11 protein-coding genes are annotated in these 15,793 nt (G+C 61.8%); 9 read left to right on the top strand and 2 right to left on the bottom strand.

Annotated elements, in window-relative coordinates; genetic code table 11:
• The first annotated feature begins 187 nt into the window (after positions 1-187).
• From D8U71_RS18460 to D8U71_RS18445, 4 genes are all read left to right on the top strand, one after another.
• Complete coding sequence (locus D8U71_RS18460; RefSeq protein WP_130888374.1) at positions 188-2,593, top strand: glucose/quinate/shikimate family membrane-bound PQQ-dependent dehydrogenase; 2,406 nt, start codon at positions 188-190, stop codon at positions 2,591-2,593.
• Between the two features lie 97 nt (positions 2,594-2,690).
• Positions 2,691-3,989 carry a carbohydrate porin gene (locus D8U71_RS18455; RefSeq protein ID WP_130888373.1) on the top strand — a complete coding sequence of 433 codons (1,299 nt, stop codon included), beginning with the start codon at positions 2,691-2,693 and terminating at the stop codon, positions 3,987-3,989.
• A gap of 317 nt (positions 3,990-4,306) precedes the next feature.
• Entirely contained in the window at positions 4,307-5,809 is a 1,503-nt protein-coding gene (gene proP, locus D8U71_RS18450) for a glycine betaine/L-proline transporter ProP (RefSeq protein WP_024013032.1), read from the top strand.
• Positions 5,810-5,907: 98 nt separating this feature from the next.
• A complete protein-coding gene (locus tag D8U71_RS18445; RefSeq protein WP_240995524.1) occupies positions 5,908-7,173 on the top strand; it encodes an OmpP1/FadL family transporter in 1,266 nt (421 codons plus the stop codon).
• Between the two features lie 3 nt (positions 7,174-7,176).
• Here D8U71_RS18445 and D8U71_RS18440 read toward each other — a convergent pair whose 3' ends face one another.
• The gene (locus tag D8U71_RS18440) at positions 7,177-8,790 is read right to left on the bottom strand and encodes a mechanosensitive ion channel domain-containing protein (RefSeq protein ID WP_071172514.1); all 1,614 of its coding nucleotides are present in this window, start codon (positions 8,788-8,790) and stop codon (positions 7,177-7,179) included.
• 10 nt (positions 8,791-8,800) lie between these two features.
• A complete protein-coding gene (locus tag D8U71_RS18435; RefSeq protein WP_130888372.1) occupies positions 8,801-9,916 on the bottom strand; it encodes an AI-2E family transporter in 1,116 nt (371 codons plus the stop codon).
• Between the two features lie 444 nt (positions 9,917-10,360).
• Here D8U71_RS18435 and D8U71_RS18430 point away from each other — a divergent pair, with 444 nt between their 5' ends.
• From D8U71_RS18430 to D8U71_RS18410, 5 genes are all read left to right on the top strand, one after another.
• Positions 10,361-12,064: an amidase gene (locus D8U71_RS18430; RefSeq protein WP_130888371.1), complete on the top strand. Its 1,704-nt coding sequence runs from the start codon at positions 10,361-10,363 to the stop codon at positions 12,062-12,064.
• Between the two features lie 288 nt (positions 12,065-12,352).
• Positions 12,353-13,648 carry an OprD family porin gene (locus D8U71_RS18425; protein WP_130888370.1) on the top strand — a complete coding sequence of 432 codons (1,296 nt, stop codon included), beginning with the start codon at positions 12,353-12,355 and terminating at the stop codon, positions 13,646-13,648.
• Between the two features lie 226 nt (positions 13,649-13,874).
• Entirely contained in the window at positions 13,875-14,528 is a 654-nt protein-coding gene (locus D8U71_RS18420; RefSeq protein WP_130888369.1) for a hypothetical protein, read from the top strand.
• Positions 14,525-15,040 carry a hypothetical protein gene (locus D8U71_RS18415; protein ID WP_130888368.1) on the top strand — a complete coding sequence of 172 codons (516 nt, stop codon included), beginning with the start codon at positions 14,525-14,527 and terminating at the stop codon, positions 15,038-15,040. Before D8U71_RS18420 ends, D8U71_RS18415 begins: the two co-directional genes overlap by 4 nt.
• A gap of 8 nt (positions 15,041-15,048) precedes the next feature.
• The gene (locus D8U71_RS18410) at positions 15,049-15,558 is read left to right on the top strand and encodes a hypothetical protein (protein WP_016774812.1); all 510 of its coding nucleotides are present in this window, start codon (positions 15,049-15,051) and stop codon (positions 15,556-15,558) included.
• Positions 15,559-15,793: the final 235 nt, after the last annotated feature.

The raw sequence follows: 15,793 nt of genomic DNA, 5'->3' as shown, positions 1-15,793 counted from the left end.
ATTGCAACTGCAAGCCCGACTCGCCATCCCCCGCTGAAACGTCGAGAAACCCCTCTCAACTTGCATTTTGCCCATCCTGCACCACGCTGTGATTCACAGAAGTGCACGTTTTCCTGGCAAAACTGCGGTTAACTGAATGGTTAGTTACCGTTATAATCCCGCGCTTCATTCAAACGGGACTTTCAATGTGAACCACAGTCAACGCGTCTCAGGCGTTTCAACGTTCATTCTGGTCGGCCTTGGCGTGATCATCGCCCTGCTCGGTCTGGCGCTCGCGGTCGGCGGTGTGAAGCTGGTCAGCCTGGGCGGTTCCTGGTACTTCCTGGTCGGCGGTCTGGCGATGACCGTTTCCGGTGTGCTGATCGCACTGAAGAAAACTGCAGGCGCCTGGCTGTTCGCCGCATTTCTCGTGGCCACCGCGATCTGGGCCGTGGCTGACGCCGGGCTGGTGTTCTGGCCGGTGTTCTCGCGGCTGTTCATGTTCAGCGCCATCGGTATGGTCGTCGCTCTGGTCTACCCGCTGCTGGCGCGCGCCAATGGCCGCGTCGCCGGTCGTGGCGCGTATGCCGTGGCCGCTGTGCTCGCGGTCGGTGTCGCGGTTGCGGCGGGCAACATGTTTGTCGCTCACCCAACCGTTGCCGCGACTGGCACTGGCCCGGGCCTGACTCCGGTCGAGCCGGCCAAGGCGCAGAAAGACTGGGCGCACTACGGCAACACCGAAGGTGGCAGCCGCTTCGCCGCGCTCGATCAGATCAACCGCAACAACGTCGACAAATTGAAAGTCGCGTGGACCTACCACACCGGTGACGTCGCCGAGAGCGATGGCAACGGCGCCGAAGACCAGCTCACCCCGCTGCAGGTCGGCAACAAGGTGTACATTTGCACCCCGCACAACAACCTGATCGCCCTCGATGCCGACACCGGCAAAGAGCTGTGGAAGAACGCGATCAACGCGCAATCGAAAGTCTGGCAGCGCTGCCGTGGCATGGCCTATTTCGATGCCACCGTCACCATCGCTCAGCCGAGCAACTCTTCGATCATCGAAGCCAAACCCGAGCCGGCTGCCAACTGCCAGCGCCGTCTGCTGACCAACACCATCGATGCCCGCCTGATCGCGGTCGATGCCGACACCGGCGAGTTCTGCCAGGGTTTCGGCAACAACGGCCAGGTCGATCTGAAGGCCGGCCTGGGTGATGTTCCGGACAGCTACTATCAGTTGTCGTCCGCGCCATTGATGGCTGGCACCACCGTGGTGGTTGGCGGTCGTGTTGCCGACAACGTGCAAAGCGACATGCCAGGCGGTGTGATCCGTGGTTTTGACGTGATCACCGGCACCATGCGCTGGGCGTTCGACCCGGGCAACCCGCAGGATCGCAACGCGCCAGCCGACGGCAAAACCTACGTGCGCAGCACGCCGAACAGCTGGGCGCCTATGTCCTACGACGCGGCGACCAACACCGTATTCCTGCCGATGGGCAGCTCGTCCACCGACATCTATGGTGTCGAGCGCAGCGAACTGGACCACAAGTACGGCGCCTCGATCCTCGCGCTGGACGCCAGCACCGGTGAAGAACGCTGGGTGTTCCAGACCGTGCACAACGATCTGTGGGACTTCGACCTGCCGATGCAGCCGAGCCTGATCGACTTCGACAAGGACGGCCAAAGCGTTCCGGCGCTGGTCATCGGCACCAAGGCCGGGCAGATCTATGTGCTCGACCGCGCCACCGGCAAGCCGCTGACCGAGGTCAAGGAAGTACCGGTGAAAGCCGCGAACATCCCCAACGAGCCGTACTCGCCGACTCAGCCGAAATCCGTGGGCATGCCGCAGATCGGCGCGCAGCACCTGACCGAATCGGACATGTGGGGCGCCACGCCGTACGACCAGTTGCTCTGCCGCATCGACTTCAAGAGCATGCGCTACGACGGTCTGTACACCGCACCGGGTACCGACAAATCGCTGAGTTTCCCGGGTTCGCTGGGCGGCATGAACTGGGGCAGCATCTCCACTGATCCGGTGCACGGTTTCATCTTCGTCAACGACATGCGCCTGGGTCTGTGGATCCAGATGATCCCGTCGCAGAACAAAGGCCAGGCCGCTGGCGGTGGCGAAGCGCTGAACACCGGCATGGGCGCTGTGCCGCTCAAAGGCACGCCGTACGCGGTGAACAAGAACCGCTTCCTGTCGGTGGCCGGCATTCCGTGCCAGGCGCCGCCGTTCGGCACTTTGACCGCGATCGACATGAAGACCCAGAAAGTCGCATGGCAGGTTCCGGTCGGCACCGTTGAAGATACCGGTCCCCTGGGCATCCGCATGCACCTGCCGATCAAGATCGGTCTGCCAACCCTCGGCGGCACCCTGTCGACCCAGGGCGGCCTGATCTTCATTGCCGGCACCCAGGACTTCTACCTGCGCGCCTTCAACAGCGGCAACGGCGAAGAAGTCTGGAAAGCCCGTCTGCCGGTCGGCAGCCAGGGCGGCCCGATGACCTACGTCTCGCCGAAGACCGGCAAGCAGTACATCGTCGTCACCGCTGGCGGCGCACGCCAGTCGACCGATCGGGGCGATTACGTGATGGCTTACGCCCTGCCGTAACTCGCTGCCGCACCACCAACCTCCTCCAAGCGCGCGGTGCCCCAAAGCACCGCGTCGCTGTTTTATTGCGTTAAAGATTTCAGCAGGAAGGATTCACATGTCATCGGCTGTTCGCTTTTCTCGTACCAAGCTTTCCACTGGCCTGTTGCTGGGCCTGAGCTGCACCACTGCCCTCCCCGCGCTGGCCGCCAGCGATTCCGATCTGCTGACCCGCAGCACCTTGACCGGTGACTGGGGCGGCTTGCGTCATCAACTCGATGCAGACGGCATCAAGTTCACTGGCGATTACAGCGGCGAAACCGCTTACAACGCCGACGGCGGCCTGCACCGTTCGGCGCGCTACTCGCAGAACATCAAACTCGGCGTGCAGTTTGATCTGAGCAAACTCTACGGCGTCGACAACGCCGGCAAAGTGCAACTGACCATCAACGACCGGCGCGGCAACAGCGCTTCGGAAGATCTGGTCGGCAACCGCCTGCCGATTCAGGAAAACTACGGCGGCCTGTACACGCGCCTGACTGAACTGAGCTACGAGCGCAGCCTGTTCACCCCGGCGCTGAACGTGAAGCTCGGCTACATGGCCATGGGCAACGACCTCGGCGGTCTCGACAGCGGCATTCTGTGCAACTTCATGAACGCCGGTTTCTGCGGCCATCCGCTGAACATGTCCGGCGGCAGCGGCTGGACCAACTACCCCAACGCGCGTCTGGGCGTGCGGGTCAAATACGACCTGTCGCCGTCCTGGCAGCTGCGTGTGGCGGCGTTTAACGTCGATCCAGAAAGCAACGGCAATTCCAGTCGCGCCTGGCATCTGGGGCCTAAGCACACCACCGGCACCGTCGTGCCGATCGAGCTGGTGTACAAGCACGCCGGCGAGCTGCCCGGCGAGTACAAGCTCGGCTATTACTACGACAGCTCCGACGTCAAACGCATCGGCAGCGACGACGAGGTGTCCGGGCGTGGCGGGCATTATCTGCTGATCGATCAGGCCGTATGGCGTTCGCCGACCTCCGAGGGCCGCAGCCTGCATGCTTTCGGTCAGTATTCGGCGGCCAGTGAAGCCGCCTCGCCGTTCAGCAAGTGGTACGGCACCGGTGTGGTTTTGTACAAACCGTTCGAAGGCCGCCCGCGTGACACCCTGGCGCTGGGCTACGGCCGCGCCGTGCCGAACCCGCGCAGCCGCGATGTGCAGCAGGATGCCGCGCTGGCCAATGGTGCTGCGTTCCCGAACCTCGATAGCGCCGAGCAGTTGATCGAGTTGGGTTACGGCTACCAGGCCACCCCATGGCTGACCCTGCGCCCGAACCTGCAATACATCATCGAACCGGGGGCGTTTTCCGGGCAGGACATCGATAATGCGCTGGTGGTGGGTTTGCAGGTGAAGGCTGCGCTTTAACCTTGTGGTGAAAGGGCTGCCGTCATCGCGAGCAGGCTCGCTCCCACAGGGGATTTGTGTTGGATCAGGGAATTGTGATTCGCCGCGCAAAATTGTAGGAGTGAGCCTGCTCGCGATGGCATGGGCTCAGGCAACAACTATCTTGAATGCTCCAACCAAGCTCTTCAGCGCACCGACCACCCGCCCCACCTGTCGAAATTAATTCCAGCCTATCGGTGAATTATTTCGTGTCTGCATGTATCTGAGCCAGAAGAGCCGGCGCCATCATGGAGATGGCATCGCAGCGGTAATCTGGATCAGCGAGCGGGAACAGCGCAATGAAATCACGCAAGAACACCGTCAAACCGATCGGTTTGAAAGACATCACCATCGTCGACGACGCCAAGATGCGCAAGGCGATCACCGCCGCCGCACTGGGCAACGCCATGGAATGGTTCGACTTTGGCGTCTACGGCTTTGTCGCCTATGTGCTCGGCAAGGTCTTCTTCCCCGGCGCCGATCCCGGCGTGCAAATGATCGCCGCGCTGGCGACCTTCTCCGTGCCCTTCCTCATCCGTCCGCTTGGCGGTTTGTTCTTCGGTGCGCTCGGCGACAAATACGGACGGCAGAAAGTCCTCGCCGCGACCATCGTCATCATGTCCCTGAGCACCTTCGCCATCGGCCTGATTCCGTCCTATGCCTCGATCGGCATCTGGGCGCCGATCCTGCTGTTGCTGGCGAAAATGGCCCAAGGTTTCTCGGTCGGTGGCGAATACACCGGCGCCTCGATCTTCGTCGCTGAATACGCGCCCGACCGTAAGCGCGGCTTCCTCGGCAGTTGGCTGGATTTCGGCTCGATCGCCGGTTTCGTCTTCGGCGCGGGCGTGGTGGTGCTGATCTCGACGATTCTTGGTGAACAGCGCTTCGAAGAATGGGGCTGGCGGATTCCGTTTTTCCTCGCCCTGCCGCTGGGCATGATCGGCCTGTATCTGCGCCACGCCCTGGAAGAAACCCCGGCGTTCCAGCAGCACGTGGAAAAACTCGAACAAGGCGACCGCGAAGGCCTCGCCGGTGGCCCGAAGGTGTCGTTCAAGGAAGTCGCAACCAAACACTGGCGCAGCCTGATGACCTGCATCGGCGTGGTGGCGGCGACCAACGTCACCTATTACATGCTGCTCACCTACATGCCGAGTTACCTGACGCACAACCTGCACTACAGCGAAAACCACGGCGTGCTGATCATCATCGCAATCATGGTCGGCATGCTCTTCGTGCAGCCGCTGATCGGTTTCATCAGCGACAAGATCGGCCGCAAGCCCTTCATCGTCGTCGGCAGCATTGGCCTGTTCATCTTCGCCATTCCGGCGTTCATGCTGATCAACAGCGGCAGCATCGGCCTGATCTTCTCCGGCCTGCTGATCCTCGCGGTGCTGCTCAACTTCTTCATCGGCGTGATGGCCTCGACCCTGCCGGCAATGTTCCCCACGCACATCCGCTACAGCGCGCTGGCCAGTGCCTTCAACGTTTCGGTGCTGATCGCCGGTCTGACCCCGACTGCCGTGGCCTGGCTGGTGGAAAGCACCAACGACCTGTACATGCCTGCGTATTACCTGATGGTCATCGCCGTGGTCGGTCTGGTCACTGGCGTGACCATGAAGGAAACCGCCAACAAGCCCCTGCGCGGCGCGGCCCCGGCGGCTTCCGACCTGGAAGAGGCCAAGGAGTTGTTGCAGGAACACCACGACAACATCGAGCAGAAAATCGAAGACATAGATGCCGAAATCGCCGCGCTGGAAGCCAAGCGCAAGGAACTGGCGCTCCAGCATCCGCGCATCGATTGATCAGTGCGGCGTCGGCAATCGGTCCGACGCCGCGCCGAGCTTGAGCTAGCCTTGAAACCGGATCGCATGCCATTCAAGGAGTTCACATGTTCAAGCTGATGAAAAGTTCGGTCGCTGGCGGATTGCTCTTCGCCAGCCTTCAGGCCGAAGCCGGCGGCATCATGATTTACGAGGCCGGCCACGAAGGCACCGGGCTGGCCAACGCCGGTTCTGCGGTCATGGCCAGCGACCCGAGCATTCTGATGACCAACCCGGCGGGCATCAGCCAACTGGCTGGCACTCAGATCAACTTCAACGCGCAGTTGATCCTCGGCGACGTCAGCTTCTCCCGCGACAACGCCAATACCTTCGGCGGCAACGAAGGTGGCAACGCCTTGAAGTACCTGCCCGGCTCCAGCTTCTTCATCAGCCATCAACTCGATGAGCGCTCCTCGATCGGCTTCGGCATGTACGGCAATTTCGGTCTGGCGCTGGACTACGACGATGACTGGGCCGGGCGCTATTTCGCTCAGGAGTCGGCCATTATCGGTGTGTCATTCCAGCCCACCTATGCCTACAAGATCACCGACGACCTGTCCGTCGGCCTCGGCCCGCGCTTCATGCTTGGCTACTTCCGCACCGAAGTGGCGGTCAACAATAACGTGCTCGGTCTGGGCAACGCCGAGGATGGTCAGTTGCGCTACAAGGACACCGACTGGGGCACGGGCGCCAACGTCGGCGTGCTCTACAACCTCAACGAGCGCACAAAGCTCGGGCTGGCCTGGACCAGCAAGATCAAGCTCAAATTCGAAGACAAACCCGAGCTTAAGAAAATCACCAATCCGCTGCTGCGTCTGGCGCTCAACCGTCTTGACGCCGATCAGCTGAACGTCGACATGAACGTGCCGCAGACCGTCACCACCAGCGTGTCCTACCAGCTCGATCCGCAGTGGACGCTGCTCGGCAGCCTCGGCTGGCAGGACTGGAGCGATTTCGGCAAGGTCGGCGTGGAAGTCGATACCGACCTGGGCTCGACTGCCAGAACTGCGCAGCGGCAATACAAGGACACCTGGCATGCCTCGATCGGCGCGCAGCACCAGATCAACCCGAAACTGCGCTGGAACGTCGGCCTCGGTTACGACTCCTCGGCAGTGGACGACAAGGATCGCACCGTCGACAACCCGATGAACGAAGCGTGGCGCCTGGCGACCGGGGTCAGCTATGCGTTGCAGGAAGATGTCGACGTGCACATGAGCTACACACTGATCTACCTCGGCGACATGGACGTGCAACAGACCAAAGCGCGCTCCGGCGGCTCGGTCTCCGGCGAATACAAAAACGCCGCCCTGCATGTGCTGGGCGGCGGCGTGGTCTGGCGTTTCTAGGGATCACTCATCCTTCGGTGCCTGCGCCGGGGCGGTGAACCACTGCTCCGGCGGCACGCGTTTTTCCTGCTGCGGATCGCCCAGGTAATGCGGCGACATGATCTGCACGCCGTATTCGTTGAACACGTCCTGAATATTGGCGTGGAGCATGCTCAGCAACACCGCACGCGGGCGCGGCTGGCTGGGGATGGCCTGGGCCACCAGTCGATACTCGGGATAGAAGTCCGACAGCGCGGTCTGGAACACCTGCGCCGGCGGGTCTTCGAGCACGCCCGGCGTGCGTTTGGCCGCCTCCAGCAGCATCGCTTCGACCTGGCGCCATGGCGTGTCGTAGCCGATGGTCACCACCGTATCGACCACGTAGCCCGGACCTTGCACGGTGCGCGAGTAGTTCTTGGTCACGGTGCCGGTGATCATCGAGTTGGGCAGCGTCAGCACTTCACCGAGGCCGGTGCGAATCCGCGTGGTGAACATGCCCAGCTCGGTGACGGTGCCTTCGTACTCGCCGATCCTGACAAACTCGCCTGGGCGCAAAGTCCGCGTGTAGGTCAGGATCAACCCGGCCGCCGCTTGCCCGACGACACTGGTGGCGCCGAGGGAAATCATCAGGCCGATCAGCACCGACAAGCCTTTGAACGCATCGGTACCAGCGCCGGGCAGATAGGGATAAGCCATCGCCAGCGCAAACAGCCAGACTGCCAGTGCGGTCAGGCGTTGCGTCGGTTGCAGGGTCTCATGGTTGAGCCAGCTGAACGTCCCCGGCGCGGCCATCCGGCGCAGGATGCGTCGGGTAAATGCGGTCACGCCCCGGGCGATAAAGAAAATCGCCAGCGCCACGCCCAGCCCCGGTATCGCATCGACGATGCCCTGCAACAGATAACCGGCCAGTTCCACCAGATAGTTGTTGAGGCTTTCGCCCCACGGCCGCGTATACGGGAAGCGTGACAGGACAAAACCGAGCCATTCGTAGGACAGCAGCAGGATCAGCAACCAACGCAGGAACAACAGACAGCGGCTGACCAACGGGTAGAGAAAATTCGAATCGATCAGTTGCACCCGCCCGACCTTCAGCGCCTTGGTGTGCCGATCCATCAGCGCCGGCAGTTTCGCCAACAGCTTGTGGCGCAGCCATGACAGGCACCAGAGCAGCGCCAGATAGATCAGCGTGGCCACCGCCGCCAGCGCCAGCGAACGCACAATCATCTGCACGTTACGCGCCTCACGGGTCTCGTTGACCACTTGGCGCAGTTTTTCCGCTGCGCCTTCGGCAGCTTCCTGCACCGAGGAATAGGCCAGGCTGTCGACGTCTTTCGGTGCAACGATGAACGCACGGGTATTGCCGATCAGCACCATGTAACTGTTCTGGATCGAATCAGTGCTGATTTTCAGCTCAGGGTCTTCCTCCAGCGCTTCACTGATCACCCGCTTCGCCCGCTTGACCCGTGAGGCCGGCGCCTCGCCAAGAATGGTTGCGCGAAACAGCATGATGCTGCGGTTGGCCACCTTCAGTTCTACCGCTTCGTCCGTTGCTGTCGTGGTGTCTTCCAGTGCCTGGCCGAGCCCGGACCACAGTGTTGCAGCCAGCAGCATCGCCAGCACCATCAGCCTGTTACGCATGCGCCGTTCCTTATGGCTGATTGTCGTGGGAGGTTTCGTCCAGCACTTCGCTGACGTCGGCCGGTTGATAGACCCAGCCGATGAACAATTCATAACCGACCGCCAGGATCACCGGCCCGGTGAACAGGCCGATGATGCCGCTGGTGACCATGCCGCCCAGCGCGCCGATCAGCACCACCGGCATCGGCACGGCCACGCCACGCCCGAGCAACATCGGCTTGAGCACGTTGTCGGAGAGCCCGGCGATCACCATCCACACGGCGAAAATGATCGTGCCGGGGCCTACGCCATCATGGGCAAAGACAAACACCACCACCGGCACGGTAACCAGCAGCACCGGCAGTTGCATGATGCCCAGCAGCAACACCATCAACGCCAGCACGCCGGCAGCGGGCACGCCCATGATCACCAGTGCCACACCGATCAAGATCATCTGGATAAAAGCGATACCGACCACGCCCTGCGCCACAGCGCGAATGGTCGAGGTGCACAGCTGCGCGATCTGCGGGCCACGCACCGGGCCGGAAATCCGCGTGGTGATCGCCACCGCTGTGCGATGGCCGCGTTCGCCGTGGGTCATGATCAGTCCGGCGACGATCAGCGCGACGACAAACACCACGATGCCTGCGCCGACGCCGGCGGCCTGATGCAACAGCACCCGGCCCCAACTGGTCAGGTGCGGCGCGAGCTCCTTGAATACCCAGCTCAGGTCCTGCGAAGCGTGCATCCAGATGCCATACAACGGCGCACCGATCAGCGGCCAGTCGGCGACATTGGCGGGTGGCGGCGGAATCTCGAACTGCCCCGCTTCCACGGTCTGCATGCCCACCTTCACCGAATCGGCCACGGATGCGCCGAGCAGACTCAGCGGCACCATCAGGATCGCCAGCCCCAGCAAAACCAGCACAATCGCCGCCCAACCGTAGCGGTTGCCGAGTTTTGCGCCGAGTTTCTGGTTCAGCGGGTACAGCGTGACCGCGAGGATCAGCGCCCACAGCATCACATTGAGAAACGGATGGAAAATGTCGTAGCAGAACAGCACCAGGGTCGCGATCAACCCGGCGCGGATCAGCACGTCGAGCAAGGCTTTGGAACTGTTGAAGGCAATCAGCGGCTTTTCTTCCATGGCAACATTCCTGAGCGGTGCAGCATTCGGGATGCGCTGAGCCTAGAACATGTTGGGCTGGTCTTCCTGTGGGGCGCGGGATTATCGGTTTACACAACACACTGTGGGAGCGAGCCTGCTCGCGAAAGCAGTATTTCAGGGCCAAGACCCTTTTGAATCTGCCGGCGCCTTCGCGAGCAGGCTCGCTCCCACCGGGCTTTGCGTTAATCCTCAATCTCAACCCGCCCACAAATCCAGTGTGGGAGCGAGCCTGCTCGCGAAAGCGCAAGGTCAGGCAGCACGGATGCTCAGGCCATCTACCAACAAAACCATCACCCCACCGATTACTCCGCCCGCCGCATGGTGTTAAATAGGCGCCAGTCCCGACCTTGTCGCTTCAAGCCGTGCCACGAGAACCGCTATGAAAACCCCTGCCCAGAACATCCACGCTCAACAGGTGACCCGATGATCGAAGTCACCGAAGTCTCCATCGCCCAACTGCGCGCCGCCCTCGAATCAGGCCAGACCACTGCCGTGGAACTGGTGCAAGCCTATCTGGCACGGATCGATGCCTACGATGGCGCCGACACCCCGACGGCACTCAACGCCGTCGTCGTGCGCAACCCCGAAGCACTGAACGAAGCCCGCGCCTCCGACGCCCGCCGTGCCAACGGTGAAACCCTCGGCCCGCTCGATGGCATTCCCTACACCGCCAAGGACAGCTATCTGGTCAAGGGCCTGACCGCCGCTTCCGGCAGCCCGGCGTTTGCCGATCTGGTTGCCCATCGCGACGCCTTCACCATCGAGCGCCTGCGCGCTGCCGGGGCGATCTGCCTGGGCAAGACCAACATGCCGCCGATGGCCAATGGCGGCATGCAGCGCGGCGTCTATGGCCGCGCTGAAAGCCCGTACAACGCCGCTTACCTCACCGCACCGTTCGCCTCCGGCTCGTCCAACGGTGCCGGCACCGCGACCGCTGCGAGTTTCGCTGCGTTCGGTCTGGCCGAGGAAACCTGGTCGAGCGGTCGCGGCCCTGCGTCGAACAACGGCCTGTGCGCCTACACCCCGTCGCGCGGCGTAATTTCGGTGCGCGGCAACTGGCCGTTGACCCCGACCATGGACGTCGTCGTGCCGTTCGCGCGGACCATGGCCGACCTGCTCGAAGTGCTCGATGTGGTCGTCGCCGAAGATACCGATACCCGTGGCGACCTCTGGCGCTTGCAACCTTGGGTGCCGATACCGCGTGTCAGCGAAGTACGCCCGGCTGCGTACAGCGAACTGGCCGCCGACGCCAAAGCCTTGGCCGGCAAACGCTTCGCCATCCCGCGCATGTACATCAATGCCGACCCGGACGCCGGCACCAGCGAAGCCCCCGGCATTGGCGGCCCGACCGGCCAGCGCATCAACACCCGCGCGTCCGTGATCGATTTGTGGAAACAGGCGCGTCAGGCCCTTGAGGCCGCTGGCGCCGAAGTCGTCGAAACCGACTTTCCGCTGGTTTCCAACTGCGAAGGCGACCGCCCTGGCGCACCAACCGTGTTCACCCGTGGCCTGGTGTCGAAAGAGTTTCTGCACCATGAACTGTGGGATCTGACTGCGTGGGCGTTCGACGACTTCCTGCAAGCCAACGGTGACCCGAAGCTCAATCGTCTGGTCGATGTCGACGGGCAGAAGATCTTCCCGCACGACCCGGGCACCCTGCCCAACCGCGAAGGCGATCTGGCCGCCGGCATGGACGAATACGTGCGCATGGCCGAGCGCGGCATCACGCCGTGGAATGAAATCCCAACCGTGCCTGATGGCTTGCGCGGTCTGGAGCAGACCCGACGCATCGACCTCGAAGACTGGATGGACAGCCTCGGCCTCGACGCCGTGCTGTTCCCCACCGTCGCTGACGTCGGCCCGGCGGATGCGGATGTGAACCCGGCCTCGGCGGATATCGCCTGGAGCAACGGCGTCTGGGTGGCCAACGGCAACCTCGCGATCCGCCACCTCGGCGTCCCGACCGTCACCGTGCCCATGGGCGTGATGGCCGACATCGGCATGCCCGTCGGCCTGACCTTCGCCGGCCGCGCCTACGACGACTCGAACCTGCTGCGCTTCGCCGCCGCCTACGAATCCACCGGCAGCAAACGCCAGATCCCACCGCGTACACCGCCGCTGGCTTAATGCACTGTGTCAGCTTCCACAATCTCTGTGGGAGCTGGCTTGCCAGCGATGGCGGCCTGACAGCCGCCACATTTCCACCTGACTACCCCGACTCAAACTGTGGGAGCGAGCCTGCTCGCGAAAGCGCTGTTTCAGTCAGCATTTTTGTTAACTGACACTCCGCATTCGCGAGCAGGCTCGCTCCCACAGGGTTTAGTGTGAGGGCTGCCAACTCAGCACACCGGCCCAATCCTTACCAGGCCAATCCGCCGATCATCAGCGCCATCCTGATTACCACCGGCACTGACCATGATCAACCGCGCCCCCTCCCGCCTCACTCTGCTCGCCATGCTCTGCGGTCTGACCGGCACCGCCCATGCCAGCGGCTTTTTCGACGACGCCAAAAGCGATGTCCTGCTGCGCAACTTCTACCTGAGCAACGACTACCGCTCGCCCACGCCCTCCGGGAAAAACTACAAACAGGAATGGGCACAAGGCTTTATCGGCAACTTCTCATCCGGTTTCACCGAGGGCACAGTCGGTTTCGGCATCGACGCGCACGCTTTCGCCGGCCTGAAACTCGACGGCGGCAAGGGCCATTCCGGCACCGGTCTGTTACCGGTCGACAGCGATGGTCGCAGTGAAAACAACTATTCCAGCGCCGGCGGTGCGTTCAAGCTGAAGGTCTCGCGCACCAGTCTGGCCTTCGGTGAAATGACCGTAGAAACCCCGGTTTTCGACACCTCCGACAAACGCCTGCAACCGGAATACGCCACAGGCTTTTTGCTCAACAGCGCCGAGTTCGACAACGTCAATCTGGTCGCCGGGCATTTCACCGCGTTCAAGAACCAGGACAGCTCTTCCGGCCAAGGCGATTTCTTTGGATACGGCGCCAACACCGAAGCGGGCGGCATCAGCTTCGTCGGTGCCGATCTGTTCAGCTCAAGCCCGATCGGCGGCGCATTGTATGCCTCGGAACTGAGCGACACCTGGCACCAGTACTACGGCAACCTGCACTTCAAACAGTCCGGCATTCTGCTCGACGCCAACCTCTACCATACCCGCGACACCGGCCGCGCATTGGCCGGCGAGATCGACAACAGCGCCTTCAGCCTCTCCGGCAAATACAGCTTCGGCGCGCACGCGGTGATGCTCGGCTGGCAACGGATCAATGGCGACACGCCGTTTGATTTCGTCGGCGGCGACTCGATCTACCTCGCCAACTCGATCAAATACGCCGACTTCAACGGCGCCAACGAACGCTCCTGGCAAGCCCGCTACGACCTCGACCTCGGCGCCTTCGGCATCCCCGGCCTGAACTTCATGACCCGCTACGTCAGCGGCAGCCACATCGACGGCACGCACGCGCCGAGGGGCGGCGCCTACAACCCGTTCGACGCCGACAGCGGCGACTATCAACCGCAACAAGGCAGCGGCGGCAAACACTGGGAACGCGATATCGACCTGAAATATGTCGTGCAATCCGGCGCCGCGAAGGATCTGTCGGTGCAGCTGTCGCACGTCACCCACCGCGCCAACGAAGCGCAGGCTGGCGATGATATTGACCGGATTTACGTGGTCATTCAGTACCCGCTGGGTTTTTGAGGTAACACGATCAACCCGCCCACAGGTTCCTGCGTCGGCCACAAACCCTGAGTTTGCTCCTTGAGATCAAAATCAAATGATTTCAGCGTACCGCAGCGCCTACAGCGGCTAGCCAAGTGCCATCACCTCGTTTATTCTGCGCCCCCGCATAAAAAGCCAAGCCAGGAAGGCATTGATTGACCTTCCTGTTTGTAGTCAATCAACGTAAGCAGATTCAGGGATGTACATGTTTCAGCTATTCAAACTCGGAGCGGCCGTCGTGCTCGCCGCGACGCTCAGCGGCTGCATTACCGAAAGCGCTTCCTGGGTCAGCGAACCCTTGCAACCCAAGGCAAGCGAGCCAGTCAGTTATCTCGTTGGCTCAATCGGGCCGCAATCACTCAAGCAATCAGCCGCTGACAACCAGCGAATCTTTTTCCGCAAACGCGGTTCCGAATACGGTGCGGCCGGCGTCTGGAAAATGGCCGGCGCCTACTCCACGCCGCAGGATATTCAGGACGGTGTCGGCGCAGCGAGCGTATTCGTGCTTCCCCTGAAGCCGGGCGATTACGAGTTCTATGATTTCCAGTTCTTTTCCGCACGTTATCAACCTGGGCTAGGCACTGTTTTCACCTCGAGAGAGGCGCGGGAAAAATTCAACCTGCCGATGCGCCTGGAACCCGGCAAGGCCTATTACATCGGCGAGTTCCGTTCGTTCTGCCTGACCGCCGGTTTCTGCGCGTTCCGCTGGAGTGATCAGAACGCCCGCGATGCGCTGATTGCGCAACGTCTGGCGCCAGGATTGCCAACGCTGCAACCGCTGAAACTCGACCTCAACCGTGCTCAGCCCTACATCTTCACCGGCCCCATTCCGGGTATTGCCGTGGATGCCAAACCATGAAAAAAATCATCGTCCTCACCGCCGCCTCTCTGTTGACCGGTTGCGCGGCGACCAACACCTTGCCCGAGCGCACGCTTACGGACGCTCAGGATTATCTGCAGCCGATTCACGTTATGGTCGATGATCCGGAAAACGGCTCCAGCCTGCGCAACCACCTGCGTCAGACCGGTGTGTTCCGCACTATCGAAACCGGCAGCGGTAAAGCTGACGAGTACAACGTGCAGGTCAAACTCAATGTGGAACGACACCTGCCGCCGTTTCCGGTGATTCTGCTGAGCACCGCGACGTTGTTCTTGCTGCCGCTGTCGAACGAATTCGACACGCAAACCGAATTCACCGTGTTCCAGGGTGACAAGCGACTGAAGCAATACACCTATCGCAACATCACTCAAAAATACGTCTGGCTACTGGATCAGGGCGGCGAGATGCGCGAACAGAACCTCGGCCGCATCGCCCGCGCCTTCGCGCAGGATGTGCAGCAGGACCGGCTGATCCCGGCAGTCGCGCAATGAACCGCGCGATGATAAAAGTCGCCGGCCTGCTCTGTGCCTCACTGATGCTGGGCGGCTGCGCCAACACCTTGCAGCCGCTCGATTACCATGCCGATCAGGCCTACGTGCCGGTCACGCTCGGCATGGGGCCGGCGTATACGCGCATCGACGAGCAGCATCAGCGCGAAACCGTCAGCGTCCTGAAAAAGACCGGCGCGTTCTCGATGCTCGACGGCGGTTACACCCGCAACGGCTACAGCCTGTTGATCACCGAACCCAGCGACGGCAAGGTCAACTGGCTGGCGCTGGTCAACGTCTTCACCCTGTTCACCTTCCCGATGCCCTACCACTACCAGGACAACCTGCGCGGCTCGGTCTTCAAGGATGGCCAACTGCTCAAAACCTACAACTACTCCCGCGAAGGCTGGAGCGTGATGACGTGGTATGTGCCGATTCCCGGGGTCGAGAACAAACGGCAGATGCTCGACCAGTTGTTGGTGGAAATGGACCGGGACAAGGTGATTCCGTATCAGCCATAAGGTTGGGTTTTGGGCTGGTGCGGTGGACTGCGGCGCAATGAATTGCAATGTGGGAGCGAGCCTGCTCGCGAAGAGGCCATCAGGTTCGGCGCAATTCTTCGATTTAAACGAAGCTGTTTAAAAGACACCTGCTGACACGGTCCCAAGGCTACAAATCCTTGCGCCGTTGCCTACAGCCAAGCCAGAATCCGCCGGCTTGTGCGCCTTGGGGGCGGGTTCTATTGTGGTGCGGTCG

Source organism: Pseudomonas sp. Sample_21, assembly GCF_004307525.1.
GTDB lineage: Bacteria > Pseudomonadota > Gammaproteobacteria > Pseudomonadales > Pseudomonadaceae > Aquipseudomonas > Aquipseudomonas atacamensis.
The sequence above is the reverse complement of the archived record's forward strand: the minus strand, read 5'-3'. Positions and strand labels throughout refer to the sequence as shown.